The organism is Pseudocitrobacter sp. CD920760, from assembly GCF_057782505.1.
On sequence record NZ_CM173490.1, the window covers coordinates 1,043,435 to 1,066,100 of the forward strand.

Sequence of the window (22,666 nt, forward strand, 5' to 3'; positions counted from 1 at the left end):
AATGGAGTTAGCATGTCAGATACACAGAAAAACATTGATTTAATAAAAGATATTAATGAAATAGCCGAGAAAGGCATACAGGCTTTTGAATTGTCATATAGTGAATCTGGGCACTCAAATCTTCACGAGCCACTTTTGAGATGGTGCGATTTTATTTTACGATATATACCCCCAATGAAACGTGATGTTTTTAAATCGGATCGATTCACTAAAAATATTCCAGATGATGCAAAAGCGGGATTGCAGAGAATAGAGGGGTTATTTACTTCAGGTGGCGATGTCAATCCTTACCAGAGTAAAACATTGACATTATTTAATGACACAAGCGGTAAAAAAGCCGCGCAAAGAACGGATAACCTTTGGGCTGATTGGGGTATTCACCATCTTCACCTGTCATTAAACCCAGTGAGTTCTGGTGAAAAATACTCAGACCGCTCAGAATGGGTGTTATTCCTGAAGGTGTATGCTAATGCTGTTTTATTTATTGATATAAAAAGCCATGATAAAGACATCGAGCCCGAACTTTTTTCTCAAAAAGACTTGATTGAAACATTTATACGCAACTGGCCAGATGAGGCAGGGATGTATGAGATGAAAGGTGTTTCAAAGCTGGCAATTAACCAACCAATTACCGATGCAGACATCGCAAAAATGAGAAAGAATGGAATAAATCTCCCCTTTGAGGTAAACGGAAAGGTTTATGCACCATTAGGAATGGGAATGACGACCGCTATAACCTCTACGAGAGTTTCAATTTATCGAAATAAAATATGTAATTGGGCTAAACAAATAGAAGGAATATTCATGGATGAAGATGGCCCATTCCTGAAGGAAGTGAAATCTCAGAATGTACAAAACCCTAAATTCGAATTGTATATGTATGATGGTGATGTGTTCGGCATTACTGAGAAAAATATTGATAAAGGATGGATATTCACTAGAGGAAAATCCGACAACGTTTTTAGCTGTTTATTTGACTCATTTATGCCTGTGTGGGCCAGTCCTGTTGTATTGCAGTACTGGAAACAGAACCCATAACAAAACGGTTTGATGAACCGAGACCCTCATGCCAGCGTTCATATGGCGCGACGCATCATGATAAGTATGTCGCGCCATACGTTCAAATAAACATACAAGCATCAGTACAAACGTGCAGGCATACCGGTGCTTATATGATTAGACACATCATGGGGTTTACCTGCTCCCTGTTAATTCTTACAGAACGCTTTTAGCAATGTCTGCTCATCGCTCATTACTGACTGTCAGGTTAGATTGAAACTACTAACCTAAACTGCCATGTCAGAACTGAGCCACTACCTATAGCACCACTACAAATAAGTTAAGTTACTCAACTTTGCCAATCATCAGCTATCGGTTGCCAATTAACTTCGCGAGGCTCTTCTGTCGTGTTAGACCACACGTCCCAAAAATCAGGATCGTCAGATTGTGGTCTTTGTATTTCAGTAAGCTCTTTCATTCTAACTAAAACTGGAAGTTCAGACGCCCATCCTAGTAAAATAGCATGTCGAGATGGTAGCGATGGCAACTCTCTCAACAACCCTCGCATATTATCGGGAACAAGTCTTTGGACTTGCTCTTGATCTTTATCATTGCTTATCCTGTGCAACAAAAAAGTATTACATTGAGATAACACAGTCGGAGATAGCTCTGAGGGTCGTTGGGAAGAAACCACAAGCCCTAACCCAAATTTTCTTCCTTCACGTGCGATCTTTTCAAACACTTTGCAGCATACGTCAGAGACTGACTGACCCTCACTATCTTCTTTGTAGCGTTTAATAAATGTATGAGCTTCCTCTGCAACCATAACTGTTGGTAGTGGTTTTCCATTTAATCTTCGATAACGTTGTAATGCTTCAAAAGTTACTCTGGAAATTACAGCAGTTACCAAATGTATTATTTCATTTGGGACTAGAGATAAATCGATAACAGTTACAGAACCTTGTCCATCTTTACCGAGAAAAGTATCTAACCAATTAGTTAAACTAATAGGCTGTTCCGAATCATTTGTTACTGTACTTATACGGGTATCACCTAGCATTGTCCGAATACGAGTCAAAAGGAATTCCACAAATTGCTCAGTGCCTGTTTCTTGAGCTAGAATCTCAAGGTATGCGACAAAATCGTCACCTTTAAAACGAATAGGTGCATCTTCACTTTTTGGAAGAAGTTCTTGTTCATCGCCTCCAAGCGCTGCATGTGCATTTTTTAATTCATTAATCAACTGATCAGTGTCGGAAACATCAGGCTTTGCAGGCCACTGGATTCCTGCCCGAGTGGAAAGATACACGTTTATCGTGTTTATTAGGTTATCGAAAGGTTTTTTATCGATTTTGTCGTTTAATGAGGAAAGACTATTATTCCAAGACGTTAAGCTATCAACAAAACCTTTGGCATGTCCACCATTTACATATATCTGACCTTGGCTTGCAAATTGTCTTATGGATATGAGAAGGATGCCGCAAAAGTGCTTCGCTTGAATTGTAACATCATCTTCTGACAAAATATCATTCCTCATCGCTCTCAAAGCTCGACGTAGTAAAGGAAGTTGAACTTTTGAACTCGCTTGAGTGAAAGCAGCCCACTCAGAGCTATTCCATAACCATGACGGTACTTTAAGATCTATTTCACCAGCACCAGTGTTAGCTTCTACACGTAATAACTTGCCCTTGTATTTTGATTCTGGCCCGAATGCTCGACTATATTCTCCATTTGGATCAAGTATTATGAATCGAGCATTTGGAGTTTGTCCTTGTTGCAAAACAGCATCTAAAGACCATTGAATTAACCCCGCCACCGAGCATGATTTACCACTACCAGTATTACCCAAAATAGCTATATGTCGCCCAAAAAGCCTATCAGGATCCACTTTTATTTCCGCATTGTTAGCTAAGGGACTATCCCCTATTTTTACTCTTCTATTGTCACCTGATTCAATTATTGATTTTAATTGCCTGTCAGTAGGCAGGAGCACGGAGTCACCAACAGAAGGAAAAGCATCTGTACCTCTTGTAAACTTGAAACATTCATTTTTTCTATCGACTCTCAATGTACCAACGGGATTGATGCTGAGCTTTTTAATTGGAAAAGGAAGGTCTATCAAGCCAAAATCTTGTAGGCCTCTTCTTTTTGGATATGGAGAGTGTTCTACGGCAATCCACTCAACCTGTCCGACGAGAAATCCATCATCGCTACTGATCAGTACATAACTATTTATTCGGGGAAAATTGCGAGGGGAACCGCCTTGAAGTGATACCGAATCAGGGGAGTCAATCTCTAAAGAAACTCTAATTTCATTAGGTGATACAAATCCAACAGTACCAATTCTTAATTGTTCTAATCTTTCTAGTGGTAAGTAACTCATTGTGATACCTCGGAGCCAGTTGAATTACCTAATTCTTTGGACTGGATAAATCCTCTTTGCTTAAGCAATTCAGCCATTTTTATTGATGCTTTATCAATAGCTGGTTTAGGTAAATAGTTATCAACTAAAGTTTTGAGGTCTCCTAAATGGTCTCCCATTAACAGGGTGATCTGTGCTTTTCTTCCACTCTTACTAATGAAATTTATGATTCTTCCAAGCGGATCTCCGAAGGCCATTATGACTATATGAGTCGAAGGCACTGTAAGCATGTCTTCAATTACCCTGTTGATATGCTCATCACCAAAGCTATAGCCATAGGTGACTAATGTGCTATTTGGACGGCTAGTTGCTGCGGCTAGATCTCGAAATAGCTCAACATAAGGGTACTCGGCAGTTTCTCTGTCTTTTACTGAGTTAGGGTAAATCATCAGTTGTTCAAAGCTGTTGCTTTGATGGCCTTCAGCTTCTAAAAAAGGTTCAACAGAACGTGCTCCAAAAGGTAAACCAAAGCGCCTAATCGCGCTATTTTGTTCATGCCAATCAAGGGAGCCATGAAGCTTAGTAAAACGCGCTACTCCTTCTAAATATCTTGGTTCGCCACGAATTCCTGGAGGATTATAGTGATAATCAACCTCCAATCTTGAAGATCGAAACACTGGAGCGATGCTTCCTACAAAGCGATCTATAAGTCTCAAACCAGCAAGCTCAGCACCTACTTCGATAATGCGGTCATAGTTTGTTGTAAAAATATGCAGCCTATCCCGAGTAGCGGTCCTACTTGCAAAGCTCATCAAGAAGCTAACTAGATAGTTGAAAGTTTCCTCTTTACGCTTTGGTTCAGCAGTTTTAATCAAGTATTCTCCGGCACTCACAGATCTTGAAAACTCACCTAGGCAGCGAGAAAGCTCTCCTTTAAGTATCTCTAAATCCGCTTTTAGATTTCTATAAGCTACATGAGGGGCTGGAGGATTTTCAGGTTGAGGGGTGTTCAACACAGTCAGAATTTCAAGCCCTTTAATAAGTTCATTAATAGCTCTAATTTGATCTTCTATATTTCCGTTATCGCGACCTGCAGCTTTGGCAGCCTGAGTAGCAAATGCATCTATTTCACTTTTGCATACTGCTAGATCGCTGATCCAACCCATTCCAGCTGGAGGTGAATCTGTAGCCGATATTTGAATAGACGTGCTTAAACCCGCACCTATCAATAAATTTAAATGTTCGGATTGGAAGAGAGCTGTTAGCCAAGGCTCGATATTTTGGCGCAATTTCTCTATTGATATTTCTGCTCCCTGTTCTCCCCATGCACTGTTCGTCGATAGGATAAAAGGATGAGAATCAGCCTGCTCGCTAGAGTTTGGTAATAGCTCAATAATTTCGGGTACACTGCCAACCTTAATTTGCTGAGTATTCATAAATACACTTCTTTTATTTGTATGAAAAACATAGGATTGTAGACGAAAACGAGAGCCACTAGTGTGAATATCAATAAACTATTGGCTTTGAACCTTACGCCTCACAAGCCTCCAAGATCCTCAGAGCATCATCGATACAACCCTAAGGTACTCAATGTGTTTTCTAACTTAGCATGGCTAAATAGCAACCGAATAGCACATAAGTTCTTGGGATTCTACATAGGCGGAAGAGGAAAGCGGTTCGAGCCCTGAACAGAACTGTTTTTACTGGTTTGGCAGCCTCGAGGACTGGTGTCAGCACCAGCGCTAGCCCTAGTTTCTCTCCTATTCTAAAGAGATGACCTGCTCTTCGTTGATTAGTACACCCTGATATTAGGAATTGCTCCATTACCTATGTGAGAACTTCCGTTCCTCGCTCAAGGCAGACCTTAGAATTGAAAGCAGAGAGACTACCTGACACAATTTTGCACAGTGAAGAGTCGGTCGTTGTTATCGTTCAGATTTTCAATGTCTCAATGACCATCCGCAGGGCGGGGGATACGTTGCGATGAGGGTAATAGAGAAACAATCCCTCCATTCGCAGGCTGTAACGCTGCAACACCCTGATAAGCTTACCGTGTTCTAAATCATCCGCGACCAGTTCAACAGGAACATAGGCCAATCCTAGGCCCAACCGGGCGGCTTCTGCCTCCATATAGCTGTCAGATAAGGCCCATTGTCCTTCAGGACGATGGGTAATTTTTTTATCATCCTGATTGAGTTCCCACTGGTATACGCTGCCGTCGGCAAACTGATAGGCGATACAGGGATGTGCCTTTAAATCAGTCGGGGTTTGCGGAAAACCATAGCGACGAAAATGTTCCGGAGTCCCCACAATCGCCATCTCCATATCGGGCGTGATGCGCACCGCGACCATGCCCTGGCCGACTTCAGGCCCCAGACGGACACCAGCATCGAATCGCTCTTCGATGATATCGACGAACCGGCTCTCATTCATCAGTTCCAGTCTGATATCAGGATAGCGCTGTTTAAATACCGCCAGCTTTGGCAGCAGGCATTTATCAATCGCGTGCTGGCTGGCATTGATACGTACCGTACCGGAGGGCGTCTCTCGATAGTGCGCCAGCGTGGCAAGCCCAAGATCTAACGTATCAAATCCAGATGCCGTCTTCTGGTAGAGCTGCTCGCCTGCTTGCGTCAGCGATAGTTTACGCGTGGTGCGCACCAGCAGCTGGACGCCCAGCCTTTCTTCAAGCTCGCGAACAGAACGGCTGACTCCTGACTGAGCAAGCCCCAGCCGCTGAGCCGCTGCGGTAAAGCTGCCTTCCCGCACCACCTGCATAAACAGGTACAGCTCGTTGTAGTTCTCCCTTTTCGCCATTGAAAAATCCCCCCGGAATGACAGCAAATTCAGTATTAATTTATAACAATATGGTATCAATCTTAGCAGTAATCGCCCCCTAATCAGCACTAATTCTGCTCACTATAATGACCCCATCAAAGCAAAGCACCGCAGCGTTGTCCGTCGGAAACCTGTATCTCTCTGTTGTTTTTTATGGGGATTTTTATGAAAGCCTTCACCCGAACGCTAAAAACCGCGATGCCGGCCATGCTGTTATTCGCATCATTAAGTGGAGTCACGACAATCAGTTATGCTGATTCAACCAATCCTAATGCCCCTGTGTCCATGACAGATAAATGGGATAAAACGTTCGCCGAGAGCCAGAAAGTCGAACATCGTAAAGTCTCGTTCCCGAACCGATATGGCATCACCTTAGTGGGCGATCTTTACCTGCCTAAAGACCGTGGCGATCGCAAGCTGGCGGCGATTGCGGTCAGTGGGCCATTTGGCGCGGTGAAAGAGCAATCCAGCGGCCTGTATGCGCAGACGCTGGCGGAACAAGGGTTTGTTACCCTGGCGTTCGATCCTTCTTACACCGGGGAAAGCGGCGGCTATCCGCGAAACGTCGCCTCACCGGATATCAACACTGAAGATTTCAGCGCGGCGGTGGATTTCTTAGGGCTGCAAAAAGAGGTGGATCGCAACCGTATCGGGCTGCTCGGTATTTGTGGCTGGGGCGGCATGGCGCTGAACGATGCCGCGATGGATACCCGCGTTAAAGCGGTGGCTACCAGCGTGATGTACGACATGAGCCGGGCGATGGGCCATGGTGTGGGGGATGGCAAAGACCGTTATTCCACCGCCGACCGTCGTGCTGTTCTGCAATATCTGAATGAACAGCGCTGGAAGGATGCGCAGAGCGGCACGTTCGCACACGGTGCTCATGATATTAGCGTCGACAGCAACGGCAAGGTCAGCGCGGGCGAGCGCGTTCTGCCAGAAACGCTGCCGGCAAATCCACATCCGGTACTGAAAGAGTTCTTTGACTACTATCGCATGCCGCGCGGCTTCCACGAACGTTCCGTTAACTCGACCGGGGCGTGGACGGCAACGATGCCGCTATCATTTATGAATATGCCGCTGCTGAGCTACGCCAGTGAAATCACCATCCCGACGCTGATTGTGACTGGTGAAAAAGCGCATTCACGCTATTTTGCTGAAGATGCTTACAAGGCGGTCGGTAGTAAAGACAAAGAGCTGGTGGTGGTGCCTGGGGCAAATCACGTGGATCTGTACGATAACGTGGCCGGAAAAATACCTTTCGCGAAATTCGAACAATTTTTCCAGACCAAACTGAAATAAACCCTCTCCTGAATTGATGCAAAGCCACCGGCCTCTGGCTGGTGGCTTTTATCCTGGCCTTCGTGAAATTTCACTATGTCGACGCTAAACCAAACACCATCACCTCATCATCAGCGCGCATACTGGGGCGGTATTTTTGCCATGACCCTGTGCGTGTTTGTGCTGATTGCTTCTGAATTTATGCCCGTCAGCCTGCTCACGCCGATTGCCCGCGATTTAGGCGTGACGGAGGGGTTGGCTGGGCAGGGGATTGCTATCTCCGGCGCACTGGCGGTTCTGACCAGCCTGACGCTTTCAACGCTAGCAGGAAAGATGAATCGTAAATTCCTGCTGCTGGGAATGACGGTTCTGATGGCCGTATCGGGGCTTATTATTGCGCTGGCTTCCAGTTATCTGATGTATATGATCGGTCGCGCGATGATCGGTATGGCGATTGGCGGATTCTGGTCGATGTCTGCGGCAACGGCGATTCGTCTGGTGCCGCAGCAACAGGTCACGCGTGCGCTGGCGATTTTTAATGCCGGTAATGCGCTGGCGACGGTCGTGGCCGCGCCGCTGGGAAGCTATCTGGGTGCCACGGTCGGATGGCGAGGCGCTTACTTGTGCCTGGTGCCCATCGCGGTGGTCGCCTTTATCTGGCAGTGCATCAGCCTGCCCAGTATGGATGCGAATAAAAGCCGCACGTCACCTGGCGATGTATTCCGCATACTTAGCCGCCGCGTGGTTGCGGTTGGCATGCTGGCCTGCGGCCTGTTTTTCATGGGCCAGTTTACGCTATTTACCTATGTGCGCCCGTTCCTGGAGACCGTGACGCGGGTTGATTCCTCAGGCTTGTCGTTGATTTTGCTGATTATCGGCGTAGCCGGTTTTATCGGCACGCTGGTTGTTTCGACATTCCTCAACAGAAAATTCTACCCTACGCTGATGGCCATACCTGGGTTGATGGCCGTCATTGCCATCGGCCTGATGCTGACCGGGCATCTGGTCTGGACGGTTTCGTTGCTGTTAGGGCTCTGGGGCATGCTGGCCACCGCTGCGCCAACCGGATGGTGGACATGGATTGCGCGTACGTTGCCTGATAACGCAGAAGCCGGAGGCGGGCTCATGGTCGCGGTGATTCAGCTCTCCATCGCCCTTGGATCAACGGCAGGAGGCATCGTGTTTGACCACCTCGGTTGGCAGAGCACGTTTGCCATGAGTAGCGTACTGCTCCTTTGCGCGGGCGTACTGACCTTTTTTACAGCACGCCAGAAGGCCGGTGCGCGTTAATCCGGCGAGGGCCCGCGCTCCAGAAAAGTGGAAAGCGCAATATAGCTGCGTACGGAACGTACGCCCTCAAGGCTCTGAATCTCCATCAGGAAATTTTCCAGCGATTCGGTATCGGCGGCGCGTACTTTGATAAAGACGCAGCCGTCGCCGGCAACGGTATGCAATTCTTCCACCTCCTTGCGGCTGGTGAACTGCAAAAGGGCGCGCGTCGCCTGATAGCTACTGGTGTCGATAACCAGAAACGTTAACAGCGTCCGTCCCAGCTTGCAGCCATCCAGGACCGCCACGGTTCCCTTGATCACCCCATCGCGCTTCAGTCGTTTTACGCGATCGTGAACCGCCGGGGCTGATAAGTTCACAATCTCACTCAATTCCGTGTAGCTGCGTCCTGCATCCTCTGCCAGGGCACTTAATATTTTTCGGTCAATGGCATCCAATTCCGCCGGTTTATGTCTTGTCTGCCGAATACCATCTTTTTCTTTATCAAATGCGCTCATAGGGCTTCTCAATCTGAATGAAAATATGAATATACTTAATTCTACCTAATATTATTAAGCCATAAAACGAATAATGGAGTTGCAATGCCTATCGCACTTTTCGCCCTCGCCGTGGGCGCATTTGGTATCGGCCTGACGGAATTTGTCATCGCCGGGATCCTGCCACAAATCGCAGCAGAATTTAGCGTCAGTATCCCGAAGGCGGGAATGATGGCGACGTCATACGCGCTGGGCGTATTTATTGGTGCACCGCTGTTAACGATTATTGGCGCGAGGATCCCCCGCAAGGCCATGCTGATTACGCTGGCGGGTATTTTTACGGTCGGTAATATCATTACGGCCATCGCGCCGACGATGGCGATAGCAATTGTCGGTCGTATTATTACCTCTTTTAATCACGGTGCCTTTTTTGGTATCGGCTCGATTATTGCCGCATCGCTGGTGGCGCCCGGACGCCAGGCAAGCGCCATTGCCTTTATGTTTTCGGGGCTGACGTTAGCCAATCTGCTTGGCGTTCCGGCGGGTACGTGGCTTGCGCAAACCTTTAGCTGGCGGCTGGTATTCTGGATCATTGCTGGTATCGGGGTGCTGACGATGGCAAGCATAGCCGTGCTGGTTCCGCATATTGCGAAAGGCAAAGCGATTGCTTTACGCAACGAACTGAGAGCCTTTGTTGACCCGCAGGTGCTGCTGGTCATGGGGATCACGATTTTCGGTCCGGCCGCCTTTTTCACCTCGATTACCTATATTGCGCCAATGATGGTGCAGGAGGCCGGTTTCTCCTCAGGCGGCGTGGCAGGGTTAATGGTGCTGTTTGGTCTGGGACTTGCTGTCGGTAACTGGATTGGTGGACGCTTCGCTGACCGCTCTCTGTTTGGCACGCTGTTCGTTACCCTCGCGGCTCAGGGGTTGGTGCTGCTGGTCTTCTGGGCGGGTGTTGAAAGCCAGTGGGTTGCCGGCATCTCAGTCTTCCTGATGGCGGCCTTCGGCTTCGCGACGGTCTCACCGATTCAGAAACTGGTTATGGAGCGCGCCAGCCATGCAGGAGCCCCGACAATGGCGGCCTCGGTCAATATCGGCATGTTTAATCTGGGAAATGCGCTGGGGGCATGGGCCGGTGGGGTAACCATTGCTGCGGGTTTTGGACTGGCTTCTCCGAACTGGGCGGGCGCAATTCTGTCCTTCATTGCGTTGGGCCTCGCTGTTCTTGCATGGCAAAGTGCGCGTAAAGGTTATATTTTGCCGGTACTTGAATAAGTTACACAAGGCGATGAGCGCCCACTATGTGTTGGGCGCTCTTTTAAATGATTTAGGTGATTTTCTAAAACGGCTACTGCAGATTTTTCTCTTTCAAAAACTGACTCACCAGGTCAGCAATCTGCACATTATTGAGATCAGAGAACGGGAAGTGGGTATTCCCTTTGATTCCCACTTCAGGCAGATGCGTCACAGTGACATCCCCACCATGCTTGTTTACCACGTCACGCCATTCACGAGCCATCGCCAGACGTACACGCCAGCTGTCCTGCGCGGGCATGGCTACCGGTTTATCCGGTATATTATCGCCGTAAATTATCAAAATCGGGATTTTGGTCAGAGCCATAAACTGCTCAATAGGAACAGGCTCACCCTTCAGCGTGTCAAATGCGCTTGGCATAGGGGCCGGTAGCTCTTTCTCCGGGAAGACAAAGCCACTGCCTGGCTCGAAGGCGACAATGGCTTTGACCTTGTTGTTTTTCATCGCCGTGTACCAGCCTGGTCCACCACCCTGAGAGTGGGTGAAGAGGATTGCCGGGCCGGATTTGTCCACGACGGCGGACATTGCATCCGAGATAACATTGATATCAAACGGTCCGGTATTCGGGGTCATCTGACGAAAATACTGATTCAACGCTTCTTTGTCGTGAGAGAACTGAACGCCTTTAAAATACTCTGGCCACACGCCAACGCGGAACTGGTTGAACCACATTTGTTCATCCGGTTTAGGCGTAACCGTACCTTCTACCGTCGTGCGCCCGGCGCTGCCCCGGCGTGGTTGATCGACAAGATAGATTGAGAATCCACGACGCAGAAATATGTTCTGGAAACCTTCGCGACCATCCGGGGTGCTTTCCCAGGTACGGGAGAACTGACCTGCGCCGTGCAGCATGACAATGGGGTACTTATGCGGATTTTCCGGGATTTGGTAGAAAACAGACGCATGATCGCCATGATAGGTTTGGCCAGCAGAATCCATCGGCTTTTTCGCGTCAAATGTTCCTGGTGCGGTGATAATGGTGCCACCAGCAGAAAAGCTTCCCTGTTCCTGAATGACCAGCGGCTCGGCGTATACCGACTGAGCCACCAGGCCACCCGCCATTACGCAGATTGCCAACGTTTTTAAGATTGTCTTCAAGATTACATCCTCTGTTATGTTTGCCGTTCGATCATATCTGAGTTGTCAGCGTTAATTATTTAGCACCCCTGATTGGCCTTATTTGGCAGGCTCATGTATGCAGATGATTAACTGCGAATCGTCTCTAACCAACTGGTGACCGTTTCAGTGGTTCTTCGCTCCTGGTCGCATTCAATGACCAGCGGTTTTTCCCGACGCGCAGTTGGGGCGAGACTGGCAAGGATGTCGTCGCTGTCTCCTTTACCGTAGCCACCGTGAGTAATAAAGGGGATGAGTAATTTGCCCGCAAGGTTGTGGCTGCTGAGAAAGGTTTGCACTACAGGCGGCACGCTGGTCCCCCAGATCGGAAAGCCTAAATACACGGTCTCGTAGCGTGAGATATCTGCAACGCTATTTTTTAATGCCGGTTTTACGCCTCGCTCACGCTCTTTTTTCGCCTGTTCAACGGTCTGAAAATAGTCTTCCGGATAAGGCGTAGCCGGTTCGATTTCAAACAGATCGGTATTCAGGCTGCGGTGAATGACGCCCGCAATCACCCGTGTATTTCCGCTGCGGGAAAAGTACGCCACCAGAACACGGCTTTTACCCTGCACGTTTGCGGTTCCGGTCGCAACTGAGGGAAAAGAAACGTTCGCCAGCGTCAGCCCGGCAAGTGCGGTGATTAACATTCTGCGGTTGGGATCATGCTCCATAATCCACTCCTAATTGTTTGCGAGCGCTTGCTGCAGTGCCTTTTCAACTCGCGTTGCTGCATCACTTTCGCCATGTTCACGCAGAACCTGTGCCAGCTGCCGCAGCTGTGCTGCCGTCAGGCCGACCCGCATGCTCGCTCGAGTATGCGATAACAGCTGGGCTTCAACGCCTGGTGTGGCCGCTAATGCGCCAACCGTTGCCAGCTCGCGGCTTTGCCAGTTGAGGTTATCGCGGGCGAAAATGTCGCCGAAAAGATGCGATTGCAGGAACTGGTTAATCACCGGGGCAAAATCAAACAGCGGGCCCTGGACGGGAGCGCCTGAGATTTTTGTCTGATTTGCGGTACCGACACGGCGAAGCTCATCCCCGACAGGGATTGGGGCAACGGGTTCTTTACCCTCAATATCTTTGATACCACGTTGTTTACGTGCTTCGACGACCTTCATCAGTTCATTAAGCGCATTCAGGCTACGGGGGAAGCCCGTATAGGCATAAAGCTGGACGAGTATCTCTTTGGCTTCGTTTATCGTGAGTCCTGCGTCAAGACCCTGATTCAGGGCTGCATTCAGCTTATCCATCTGACTGCTGGCCATCGATGCCGCAATCAACGGGATAGCCTGTTGGCTGGCTGACAGCGTATCTGAAACCGTTTGTTCGTGGTTCATTTCTGAGGCTCCTTTATTGACGGGCGCAGCATGTGCCGCGAGACCAAAACCAAAGGTAAGCACTACCGCTGCCGCTAATGCTTTAATGGGCGTGGTATTGTTCATCTGTCACTTTCTCCATCCAGTTAACGCTTTTGCCATCCACAATCCCGGTTATCGCCAGGTGCGTCATCGCGCTGCCGGGTGCCGCCCCGTGCCAGTGTTTGACGCCCGCCGGGCAAGAGACAACGTCGCCAGCGCGAATAACCTGCACCGGCTGTCCTTCTTGCTGGGTGAGCCCAACCCCCGAGGTCACAATCAGCCGCTGACCTGCCGGATGCGTATGCCAGGCGGAACGAGCGCCGGGTTCAAACGTGACATAAGCCCCGGAAACAGGGATGTCGCTATCTTGCTTGAAGAGAGGATCAACTCGGACGCGACCGGTAAAGTTCTCGACGGGCCCATACACCGCATTCTGACTTCCTGCGGGGGCGATATGGACCGTGGGATTTTGCTCCGCTGCCCAGGATGAAAATGTGAAGAGGGGCAATATCATCCCGAGGTAACGTAAATGTCTGATCATGCAAAGCGTCCTTATCTACGATGATGGGGAGGGTCTGCAATGATTCTAATCAGTGGGACATGTCGTCAGACTGACGGCAGCCTGACAATTCTGTCAGTTAACATCTATTGGGGGGACATCGCTTTGCATTTTCTAAATATAAAAAACCAAAGCAAAAAGCGCGTCATTAGGGCAAATAAAACAATAATGGCCAGGTAGCGGAAATAAAAAACAAGGGCAGATTCATCGTAATCGAAAAAGGAGAAGTCGACCTTCATCAGCAAATAATCGATATAGTTCTGGCTCAGTAATCCGTACAAACCCAGTAGTGCGATGAGCGAAAAAACACCTGGCATAATGATATTTGCAAGGTGTGAGTTGCCGGATATGCTCAGGATCCGGCAGAAAAACGTTGCCAACATTTTCCAGTGCAACCCGATATGCAGCGCCAGAATGAGCATTCCCCAATGGACCGACGTCATGTGTACTTTTCTGACCCAGTTCGCCGGGTTGTGGAACGGCATAGCCAGAAGAATATGTCGGGACAGCATCATGCCAGAGACAATAGCGGTCAGGATCACAACGAAAGTCACTCCGTTAATGATCCTGTTCACTATCTGCATTGTTAACGGAATATTTGGCGATAGTGACCATAATCGATGACGATTAAGGTATAAATGCAATAAGATGAGTAGCGTAAAAATAATCCCCGCCCATTCATGTACGGTTTCACCGTGAAGATGAAACCCCATCAATATCAGCAGAAGTAACGTCATCAGGGTATCCTGCATGACCTGAAAAATATAAATTTTCTTCATATCGATGGATTAACGCTGTGGCTGGACTTGCTTTACCCATTGCTCAACCTGCTCGGGTACGTCAGGGCCGGAAACATCAGTGCGCGAGATCGAGAGTGCACGAGTGACTAACCTAGCCTGCGGCTGCATGCGGGCTATCTGTCGAAGGGAGTCGGCTAACCGGCTACCGCCATGGGTAGTAAAGGGAATGACCGTTTTACCGGCAAAGTCATTTTGCTCGAAGAGGCTATATATCACCATTGGCATGGTATACCACCAGATGGGATAGCCAACGTAAATGGTGTCGTAATCGCTGAGATCGGGGAGCGGTGTTTTTAGTGATGGCCTGGCATTAGTTTGTTGTTCCTTTTCGGCAACGCGTAACAGTGCATCATGCTGGCGAGGATAAGGGGTAGCGGTTTCAATGCGAAACAGGTCACCGTCAGTCTGCTTCTGAATCAGCTGCGCAACAAACTGCGTACTGCCGGTTTCCGGCGTATTTTTTTGCAATACGCTGGCCCCGGAAAAACCGTCCACGGCATCGGGCTTCATTTCCTCGGGCTGGGAAAAATAGATAATCAGCGTGCGAGACGGTGTGGATGAATTCTCTGCGGCGAACGCGGGTTGCCCTAAAAACCCCATAACTATCATCGCCAGAAACCCGCTAAATACCTTTCTTATTCTCACTGTTTCCTTCCTTTAATCAGCAGTGGTGAGTCTTAGCAGTGATTCTGGCGCAGATAGCCTGACATCAGACTGACGGCTCTCTGACAATTTTGTCAGCAGGCATAGAGGGAAGAGGCTCTGACATGGGTTCCTTTGTGCGGATAGGGTCAGGCTGTTTAGCAAACGTCAGCCCAAAGGTATTGATACCGTTCTCGCTCCGGGCAAAGACATCTCCCCTGTGCATAATGGCGACGGCACGTACGATCGACAGGCCCAGCCCATGGTGGGTATCACTTTTCGTCCGGGAGGTGTCAACGCGATAGAACCGCTCGAAAAGCCGGTGTAGGTGTTCTGGTGCTATTGGAACGCCCGGATTTGACACTTCAACACAGGCGTGATGACCTTTTTCGCTTAACCGCACCGTAACCGTGCTATTAGATGGCGAATGCCTTGCGCTGTTTTCCAGTAAATTAGCCAGTGAACGGTGGAACAGCCGCCGATCGATGTGGGCGGTGACGTCGCCTTCCACATCCAGAGAAAGCTGTTTTTCAGCAAAAGAAGGTTCCACATACTCCGCTGTTTTCAGGGTTTCTTCTCGCAAGGACACCTGGGTCAACTGGGACGCATGTTCACCCGCGTGGGCATGGGACAGGAACAGCATATCGTTAACGATAGACGTCATGCGTTCAAGTTCTTCCAGATTGGAACCCAATAATTCTTCCAGTTCATCATGCGAACGTCGGCGTGAGAGACTCAGTTGCGTCTGGCCGATAAGGTTTGTCAGCGGGGTACGGAGTTCATGAGCAACATCGGCGTTAAAGCTGTCGAGCTGACGCCAGGCGATTTCCTGACGTTCTAACACGCCATTAAATGATGACGCTAGTTGCTGCAGTTCTTCGGGCAACGCGCGGGTGTTCAGGCGCTGGCCATGGTCTCCCGGTGCAAGATGCTCTGCCTCTTTACTGAGTGCCCCAACCGGACGAAGACCGATCCTTGATACGATGTATCCCAGCAAGGCGACAATCACGACGCCCAGTGCGGCTATGATGATCAGCGTCCTGGTGAAGGCATTCAGTGTGCCCATGTACGGCGTGGAGTCGATGGCAACAATATAACGCAGCTCAGGCCGATCACCGTTGGCGGGGATGGTTTTCACTAACAGGAACAGCGAGCATGTGCCTTCTGATGCTCCGGGCACTTTATTAAAGCCCTCTTGTAAAGAAGACCACTGAACACCTACCGGTGGTGTTCCCCCCATGCTGAAGCGTGGGTTATCGCTCACTATCCAGTAGCGAACGCGTTCACCTTCAGAATTGGTTAACACGGTGAATTTATTGGCCAGCGTCGACCAGCCGTCAGCCGAGGTTCGTGCGGTGATCCACGGACTCATTAATGATTCCCGGAATAGCAGCTCGTTGTGCATCTGCTTTTGCAAAGAGTCATGCAAGGAACTTCTCAGCAGGATGCCAATAACGGACACAATCAGCAGCGCGGATAAGGCAAACATCAGCGCCAGGTGAACGGAGATGGAACGCTTAAGCATACATATCCCCTTCATTATTCTGAGCGGACTTCGAGGACATACCCCATGCCACGAACGGTATGTAATAGTTTGATATCGAACGGGGCATCCACTTTGGCTCGAAGTCGTTTAATGGCCACTTCGACCACGTTGGCATCGCTGTCGAAATTCATGTCCCATATCTGCTCAGCTATCATCATTTTTGAAAGAATCTCTCCCTGATGCCGGGCCAGAAGGCTCAGCAGGGAAAACTCTTTCGCAGTCAGTTCCAGTCGCGTTCCGGCGCGAAATACCCGGCGAGCCAGCAGGTCGAGATGCAGATCGTGAATTTGAAGTTGGGTGATGTCCGCACCATCCGTAGAACGACGACGCACCAGCGCCTGAATACGCGCCACCAGCTCAATAAGCGAAAAGGGCTTGGGCAGATAATCATCTGCGCCAAGACGAAGCCCTTTCACGCGCTCGTCTACCGAACCCCGTGCAGAGAGCATCAACACCGGCGTCTGTTTGGTTGCCCGCACACCCTCGAGCACCCGGTAGCCATCCATCCCCGGCAGCATCACATCCAGTATTATCGCGTCGTAGTCGAACTCCAGCGCGTAATGAAGACCTTCAGCTCCGTCTGCAGAGACATCTACCGTAAATCCGGACTCACTCAACGCACGGTTGAGATAGGTTGACGTTTTTTCTTCATCTTCGACTAACAACAGGCGCATAACGGGACTTCCTCTTAACTTTTCATCGGTGCTTCAACATCGGAATAAACCTGCACGGCATCCGGCAGACGTTGACCCTGGATAGTGATGGTGTCCAGTGAGCGGGTGAGTTCGGTCATCTCAGCGGAAGTAAGCGACACGCCGGTAGCCGCTGTGTTTTGCAGCATATGGTCTTTATTGGTGGTGCCAGGGATGGGAACAATCCAGGGTTTACGCGCAAGGAGCCATGCCAGAGCAATCTGTCCCGGTGCCGCATTTTTTCGTATTGCCCAGGATTTCAGTAGTTCAACCAGCTGTAAGTTGTGTGGCAAGTTTTCAGGCGAGAAACGCGTTTCTGTCGCGCGGAAATCACCGGCAGCGAACCGGGTATTCTCATCAATCCAGCCCGTTAAAAACTGCACGCCGAGTGGACTCCATGGCACGAACCCAATGCCCAGCTCTTCACACACCGGAAGCACCTGTTTTTCAGGGCCGCGCCAGAGCATGGAGTATTCACTTTGCACGGCGGTAACGGGTAATGCGGCATGGGCGCGTCTCAATGTGTTGATGCCCATTTCAGACAGACCCCAGTGCAGGACTTTTCCTTGATCCATTAAATCCTTAACCACTCCGGCGACATCTTCGATCGGGATCTGCGGATCAACCCGGTGTTGATACAGTAAATCGATACGGTCGGTACGCAGGCGTTTGAGCATATTGTCGACGACCTGTCGGATATGCTCAGGTCTGCTGTTAAGGCCCGGCAGACGCTTACCCGTCTGTTGGTCAATGTTCCAGCCAAACTTGGTGGCAATAACGATTTTGTCCCTGAACGGGGCGACGCCTTCCCCGAGAATTTTTTCGACTTCAAACGGGCCGTAGGCTTCAGCAGCGTCAAAGAACGTTACCCCTTCATCAAATGCCTGGTGGATAACATTGATCATCTCGGGACGCCAGGGAACGGACGTGTCGTATTTGCGACTCATGTTCTGCACGCCCAGACCGATGGCTGAGACCTCCAGCTTCCCGAGTTTACGTTTGCCGGGAGTAGCAGGGCGATGGTCGGATTGTCTGGATGAATCGACCTGAGAGGATTGGCTCGCTGCAGATACATGGGGAATCAGCGAGGCGGCGGCAATACCCGCTCCGGCGACTAATAGCTTGCGTCGTGCTGGCATCGCTGGGTCATTCTGACTTTTCATTGATTGCTCCTTTTCTCCGAAAATTGAATATGAATCGCATTTAAGCGAGACCATTCTGCCTCCTGATTGCCAACATAAAGCTGACGATCACCTGACAGCGTTGTCAGAAATGCTTCCCCATCCCAGTCTGTTTCCTGACAAAAATGTTATTTTCCTGTCACGATGCTGACAGCCCTCTCCGCCTACTCTGAGCCTGCAAATTTGATTCCGCGAGCCTGAATAATCAGGCCGACACTCATCGGGAGAGACCATGAAATTCACGCTTATTAGTGCAATGCTACTCACGGCAATGGCCGGGATGACCTCAGTCAATGCGGCTGATTACAAACAAAACCCTTTCACCCTGGCCTATGACGGTGCCATCACCGAGAACGTCAAAGGCAGGGTCAACATTCATCCAGTAAAATACGATCTGCATGGCATTCAGATTGCCGCGAATGTCTATACCCCTGCTAACTACGATCCCGCCAAAAAATACCCTGCGGTGGTGGTTGCACATCCCAATGGCGGCGTAAAAGAACAGGTCGCCGGGTTGTATGCCCAGCGTCTCGCCGAACAGGGCTACATCACTATCACCGCCGATGCGGCTTATCAGGGGGCCAGCGGCGGAATGCCACGCAGCGTGGATAAACCTGCTAATCGCATCGAAGATATCCACGGGATGGCTGACTACATCAGCCAGTATCCTGGTGTTGATACCGCCCGCCTCGGGCTGCTTGGCATTTGCGGTGGTGGCGGTTATTCACTGGTTGCTGCCGAAACAGACAAACGGTTCAAATCGATTGCAACCATCAGCATGTTTAATTCAGGACTTGTGCGCCGCAACGGTTTTCAGAATTCACAGCTGGATAGTATCCAGCAGCGTCTTCAGCAGGCTTCTGACGCTCGTGCTCAGGAAGCAGCCGGAGGCGAAGTGCTTTACTCCGGCGATGCCAACCTGACTGATGAACAGATTGCTAAGTTACCTTTTGCCTTATATCGCCAGGGCTACGAGTACTACTGGAAAACCCACGCACACCCGAACTCCACGTTTAAATACACCACCAGCAGTCTTCTGGATTTGATGAGCTTTGACGTAACGGACCATATCAATCTCATCAATAAACCACTGCTGATGATTGCCGGTACAAAAGCCGATACGCTCTATATGACTGAAGATGCGTTCGCTAAAGCGACCGGTACGAAGGACAAAGAACTCTTCCTAATCGATGGTGCTACCCACATTGAGACGTATTGGGTACCTAAATACGTTGACCAGGCGATGCAAAAGTTAGACGTCTTCTTCGATAAGAATATTTAGTTAGCCTCCGATGACACCCCAGCCGTGTAGGCTGGGGTGTGCCTATCAGTTGTAGCCAGTTTCCGCTGTGTTTCACATTGCATATTCACGCGATATATTCAGATTAACGAAGTTGCGGTTAAAGATAATTACGCAGCTTGAATAGGCGCTATGAGCTAAATTCATAAACGTGACGGATATGTGGTAGTCATTTTTTTAGTTGAACGGTCAGTGCCAACAAGGCGCTGGCCGCTGTAAACAATGCAATTATCCAGCCCATCGTCCATGGCGTGCCATCACTGAACAGAGCAAGAAGAAGTGAAGAGATGATGCCGCTGCCGTATTGTAACGCGCCCATTAGCGCCGACGCAGAGCCAGCCACATTAGGCACTGCGTCCAGAGCACAAGCCGTGGATGTCGCCGCGATGATGCCATTCATAGAGAAGAACACGAACACAGCTCCGACAATCACGGTAATTCCACCTACACCCAAGCCGGTGGTGACCACCAGCACTATTGCGGCAATTGTGGCGATGAATACAGCATTTCTGAGCAACGCTTCCAGTGGGTAGCGGTGAACCAGACGTCTGTTAACCATGCTCACCGCCATTAGTCCAACAATGTTTACTGCAAACAGCCAACCGTAGTGCTGCGGATCAACGCCGAAGTAAGTGATGTACACAAACGGGGAGCCGGTGATAAAGGCGTAGGCTGCAACGTAGTAGAACGTCAGGCATAACGTAAAACGCATGTATTTGGCGTTAGTTAGCAAGGCATAGTAGTTTTGGAAAGCTTTAGTTACGGAGGTTTGTGAGCGTTTTTCGGCAGGTAATGTTTCTGGTAACCAGAACAAAGACATCAGCATTAATGTTCCGATAATCGCCAGCAGCCAGAATATGGCATGCCACGAGGTGACTTTAATCATTTGCCCGCCGATCAAGGGCCCGGCAATTGGTGCGATGGCCATGATGATCATCAGTGTCGAAAGCATTTGTGCTGCGCGAGTGCGGCTAAACAGGTCACGGATCATTGCTCGTGCCAACATCGGCCCAGTACAGGCACCTAACGCCTGAAAAACTCGCCAGAAGACAATTTGTACAATATCTGTTGATAACGCGCAGCCCACCGAGCCGATGATAAATAGACCTAAACCGATAAACAGCGGTAGACGGCGTCCATAACGATCGCTAATTGGTCCCCAAATCAGTTGTGCAATGCAAAAGCCGATAAGGAACCCTGTGATCGTCAGCTCTGCATCACCCTGCAAATCCTTTGCCATGACGGGCATAGCTGGAAGATAGATGTCGGTTGATAAAGAGGTAACAGCCATCAGGGCGCTGAGAATGAGTAGAAACGATAGACCGGTTTTTTTTGCCGAAGCTGATTTCGTTTGTGCCTTTAAGTTTAGCATTGTGTTCCGTCTGGGCATAAATGGATAGGAGCATGTTAGCGGGTTTGCTCTTCCAGATAATGGCAATCTGAAGGATAGACACTATGAGATTTATTCATTAATAGAGATTTTTTTGCAGCCTATGTCGGTTCTTATTAATGAATTTGCTAGTGAGGCATTGGCACTCTATTTAACTGATAGTGTTGGAGGTATTCGATGTTTGCTTTTTAAGCATTAGTAGTCTGGCATTAAGCTATAAATACGTTGCTTGAGTAATGTATAAACATGATGAAAGTCTTCCTGGTCATTGCGATCCAGTTGTATGTATGAAGGGCTCGACAATGTTACACATTGTATTTTGGTTGCCAGTTCCCCCGCTTGGCTTAGGCAACAAATAATGGGGGCTATTGCGGCAGAGATCTCACCATCTTTGTAGGTTTGCCAGATGCTGTTTTGATTCAATAGCAACAGGCCATGGAGTGCTGGCTGAGTATGGAGCCGTATAAAACGTAGCTGTGTTGGTGGTGTGATTTTTCCTGCCTCGATTCTGTCGTTTATCAATGTGTCTAATAAGGGACTGAATTCGGCCTGAAACCGTGATTGCAGCATTTCTGAATCCCTGGTCTGAATATTCAGCGCGAAGGTCAGTGCAACCAGTCTGGGATACTGGTCGATAGCTGACTGAAGGGTTCGTTGTGCAGTGGTGAAATCCATTATGTTGTCCTAAAAAGAGTAATAATGGCGGGCAGAGGCCGACACGGAGGAAGTCCCGTTGATGCGTATCCGCCACAGGTCACAAGATATTGAAGTGATAACAACTCCGTAGAGGAAGAGTTCGGGGATAACTGGTGCTTCATGTTTACAGGATACTGCTGACTTTCTGAATGGGACTACCAGGCACTACTTTCCAGTGCACGGGCTTCGGAGCTTGTAACGTGTACCCGATCCCGTGCCATATCACTGATAAACCAGACTAACCGATTTAACTCTTCAGGGTAATCCATATGGCCGGGATCCAGCCGGTAAATATCATCAACTCTCTCGTAGAAAGTGACAGGTCCAGCAGATTCATCCCCTCCCTGCACGTTATCCCAGACCTGGTGCAGCAAGGGATCTAGAATGTCTTCCCCACTCCTGCCACCAAACGTATCCTGATTGACGAAGAGTAGGACGTGATAACAGGGATAGCTCTCATCTCTCGTCCACAGATAGTAAAGCCTGCTCTCAGGAGTGTTGTTCTCCTGGCTGTAGGTCGTTATTGCAGACCGTAACGCCTCGATAAAACGCTCAGCAAGCCAGCGACGCCGCATTTGAAGAGATTCAGGTGAGAGCCAGAGCTTTACCCTGATGGCCAGCGTTCGTGGATGGCCCCTTTGTGCCTGCGCGATGACCGTGGCAATTTTGTCCTGATAAGGCGGGTAAAAGGGTTCAAAATGCGTGTTAAAGCAAAGTGGGTAATGCATTGGGAAAGTTCTTGTTCTGTTGGATTATTGCGGGTACTGGCTACATGCATTCCACTGTGCAAACCCAGTCGCCGCACTTCGGGCATTGTTT

The 22,666-nt window shown here is 49.3% G+C and carries 21 protein-coding genes; 5 read left to right on the top strand and 16 right to left on the bottom strand.

Translation table 11 applies throughout. The features are described from left to right. Positions 1-12 precede the first annotated feature (12 nt). Entirely contained in the window at positions 13-1,038 is a 1,026-nt protein-coding gene (locus AC1MKH_RS04790; RefSeq protein ID WP_276222978.1) for a hypothetical protein, read from the top strand. Positions 1,039-1,348: 310 nt separating this feature from the next. Here the strand turns inward: AC1MKH_RS04790 and AC1MKH_RS04795 are convergent, their stop codons facing one another. The 3 genes from AC1MKH_RS04795 to AC1MKH_RS04805 form a co-directional block, all read right to left on the bottom strand. Then, positions 1,349-3,382: an ATP-binding protein gene (locus AC1MKH_RS04795; RefSeq protein ID WP_166465505.1), complete on the bottom strand. Its 2,034-nt coding sequence runs from the start codon at positions 3,380-3,382 to the stop codon at positions 1,349-1,351. Continuing rightward, positions 3,379-4,797 carry an SIR2 family protein gene (locus tag AC1MKH_RS04800; RefSeq protein ID WP_276222976.1) on the bottom strand — a complete coding sequence of 473 codons (1,419 nt, stop codon included), beginning with the start codon at positions 4,795-4,797 and terminating at the stop codon, positions 3,379-3,381. The genes AC1MKH_RS04795 and AC1MKH_RS04800 overlap by 4 nt, the downstream gene beginning before the upstream one ends. A 496-nt stretch (positions 4,798-5,293) precedes the next feature. Beyond that, entirely contained in the window at positions 5,294-6,178 is an 885-nt protein-coding gene (locus AC1MKH_RS04805) for a LysR family transcriptional regulator (RefSeq protein WP_276222974.1), read from the bottom strand. Between the two features lie 264 nt (positions 6,179-6,442). Here AC1MKH_RS04805 and AC1MKH_RS04810 point away from each other — a divergent pair, with 264 nt between their 5' ends. Together AC1MKH_RS04810 and AC1MKH_RS04815 are read left to right on the top strand one after the other, a co-directional pair. Then, positions 6,443-7,501, top strand: coding sequence for an alpha/beta hydrolase (locus AC1MKH_RS04810; RefSeq protein ID WP_162872098.1), 1,059 nt, complete (start codon positions 6,443-6,445; stop codon positions 7,499-7,501). Between the two features lie 141 nt (positions 7,502-7,642). After that, the gene (locus AC1MKH_RS04815; protein WP_063444327.1) at positions 7,643-8,770 is read left to right on the top strand and encodes an MFS transporter; all 1,128 of its coding nucleotides are present in this window, start codon (positions 7,643-7,645) and stop codon (positions 8,768-8,770) included. Here AC1MKH_RS04815 and AC1MKH_RS04820 read toward each other — a convergent pair. Further along, positions 8,767-9,267, bottom strand: a complete 501-nt coding sequence (locus AC1MKH_RS04820) for an Lrp/AsnC family transcriptional regulator (RefSeq protein ID WP_087050470.1) — start codon at positions 9,265-9,267, stop codon at positions 8,767-8,769. The two genes, AC1MKH_RS04815 and AC1MKH_RS04820, sit on opposite strands and share 4 nt — an antisense overlap. 84 nt (positions 9,268-9,351) lie before the next feature. Here AC1MKH_RS04820 and AC1MKH_RS04825 point away from each other — a divergent pair, with 84 nt between their 5' ends. After that, complete coding sequence (locus AC1MKH_RS04825) at positions 9,352-10,524, top strand: MFS transporter (protein WP_063444326.1); 1,173 nt, start codon at positions 9,352-9,354, stop codon at positions 10,522-10,524. A gap of 73 nt (positions 10,525-10,597) precedes the next feature. Here the strand turns inward: AC1MKH_RS04825 and AC1MKH_RS04830 are convergent, their stop codons facing one another. The 9 genes from AC1MKH_RS04830 to AC1MKH_RS04870 form a co-directional block, all read right to left on the bottom strand. Continuing rightward, entirely contained in the window at positions 10,598-11,662 is a 1,065-nt protein-coding gene (locus AC1MKH_RS04830; RefSeq protein WP_276222969.1) for an alpha/beta hydrolase, read from the bottom strand. 107 nt (positions 11,663-11,769) lie between these two features. Further along, entirely contained in the window at positions 11,770-12,354 is a 585-nt protein-coding gene (locus AC1MKH_RS04835) for a flavodoxin (protein ID WP_276222967.1), read from the bottom strand. A 9-nt stretch (positions 12,355-12,363) separates the two neighbouring features. Beyond that, positions 12,364-13,125: a carboxymuconolactone decarboxylase family protein gene (locus AC1MKH_RS04840; RefSeq protein ID WP_276222965.1), complete on the bottom strand. Its 762-nt coding sequence runs from the start codon at positions 13,123-13,125 to the stop codon at positions 12,364-12,366. After that, positions 13,103-13,582: a (R)-mandelonitrile lyase gene (locus AC1MKH_RS04845; RefSeq protein WP_276222963.1), complete on the bottom strand. Its 480-nt coding sequence runs from the start codon at positions 13,580-13,582 to the stop codon at positions 13,103-13,105. Before AC1MKH_RS04845 ends, AC1MKH_RS04840 begins: the two co-directional genes overlap by 23 nt. 104 nt (positions 13,583-13,686) lie before the next feature. Then, on the bottom strand, positions 13,687-14,337 hold the full coding sequence (locus AC1MKH_RS04850; protein ID WP_276222961.1) for a DUF4405 domain-containing protein: 651 nt from the start codon (positions 14,335-14,337) through the stop codon (positions 13,687-13,689). Between the two features lie 51 nt (positions 14,338-14,388). Further along, positions 14,389-15,000, bottom strand: coding sequence for a flavodoxin (locus tag AC1MKH_RS04855; protein ID WP_488452162.1), 612 nt, complete (start codon positions 14,998-15,000; stop codon positions 14,389-14,391). Between the two features lie 109 nt (positions 15,001-15,109). Next, on the bottom strand, positions 15,110-16,567 hold the full coding sequence (locus AC1MKH_RS04860; protein WP_276222957.1) for a heavy metal sensor histidine kinase: 1,458 nt from the start codon (positions 16,565-16,567) through the stop codon (positions 15,110-15,112). A 14-nt stretch (positions 16,568-16,581) separates the two neighbouring features. Then, positions 16,582-17,262 (bottom strand): heavy metal response regulator transcription factor, encoded by a 681-nt coding sequence (locus AC1MKH_RS04865; RefSeq protein ID WP_029602163.1) that lies wholly within the window; start codon positions 17,260-17,262, stop codon positions 16,582-16,584. Between the two features lie 14 nt (positions 17,263-17,276). Beyond that, entirely contained in the window at positions 17,277-18,443 is a 1,167-nt protein-coding gene (locus AC1MKH_RS04870; protein WP_276222954.1) for an aldo/keto reductase, read from the bottom strand. 274 nt (positions 18,444-18,717) lie between these two features. Between AC1MKH_RS04870 and AC1MKH_RS04875 the strand changes: the two genes are divergently transcribed. Continuing rightward, positions 18,718-19,743, top strand: coding sequence for an alpha/beta hydrolase (locus tag AC1MKH_RS04875; protein ID WP_276223045.1), 1,026 nt, complete (start codon positions 18,718-18,720; stop codon positions 19,741-19,743). Between the two features lie 187 nt (positions 19,744-19,930). On the opposite strand, the gene AC1MKH_RS04880 is transcribed toward AC1MKH_RS04875, so the two are convergent. The 3 genes from AC1MKH_RS04880 to AC1MKH_RS04890 form a co-directional block, all read right to left on the bottom strand. Beyond that, positions 19,931-21,133 carry a multidrug effflux MFS transporter gene (locus AC1MKH_RS04880; RefSeq protein WP_276222952.1) on the bottom strand — a complete coding sequence of 401 codons (1,203 nt, stop codon included), beginning with the start codon at positions 21,131-21,133 and terminating at the stop codon, positions 19,931-19,933. Between the two features lie 213 nt (positions 21,134-21,346). Further along, positions 21,347-21,826 carry a hypothetical protein gene (locus tag AC1MKH_RS04885; protein WP_327621936.1) on the bottom strand — a complete coding sequence of 160 codons (480 nt, stop codon included), beginning with the start codon at positions 21,824-21,826 and terminating at the stop codon, positions 21,347-21,349. 176 nt (positions 21,827-22,002) lie between these two features. Then, positions 22,003-22,575: a YagK/YfjJ domain-containing protein gene (locus AC1MKH_RS04890; RefSeq protein ID WP_276222948.1), complete on the bottom strand. Its 573-nt coding sequence runs from the start codon at positions 22,573-22,575 to the stop codon at positions 22,003-22,005. Positions 22,576-22,666 lie beyond the last annotated feature (91 nt).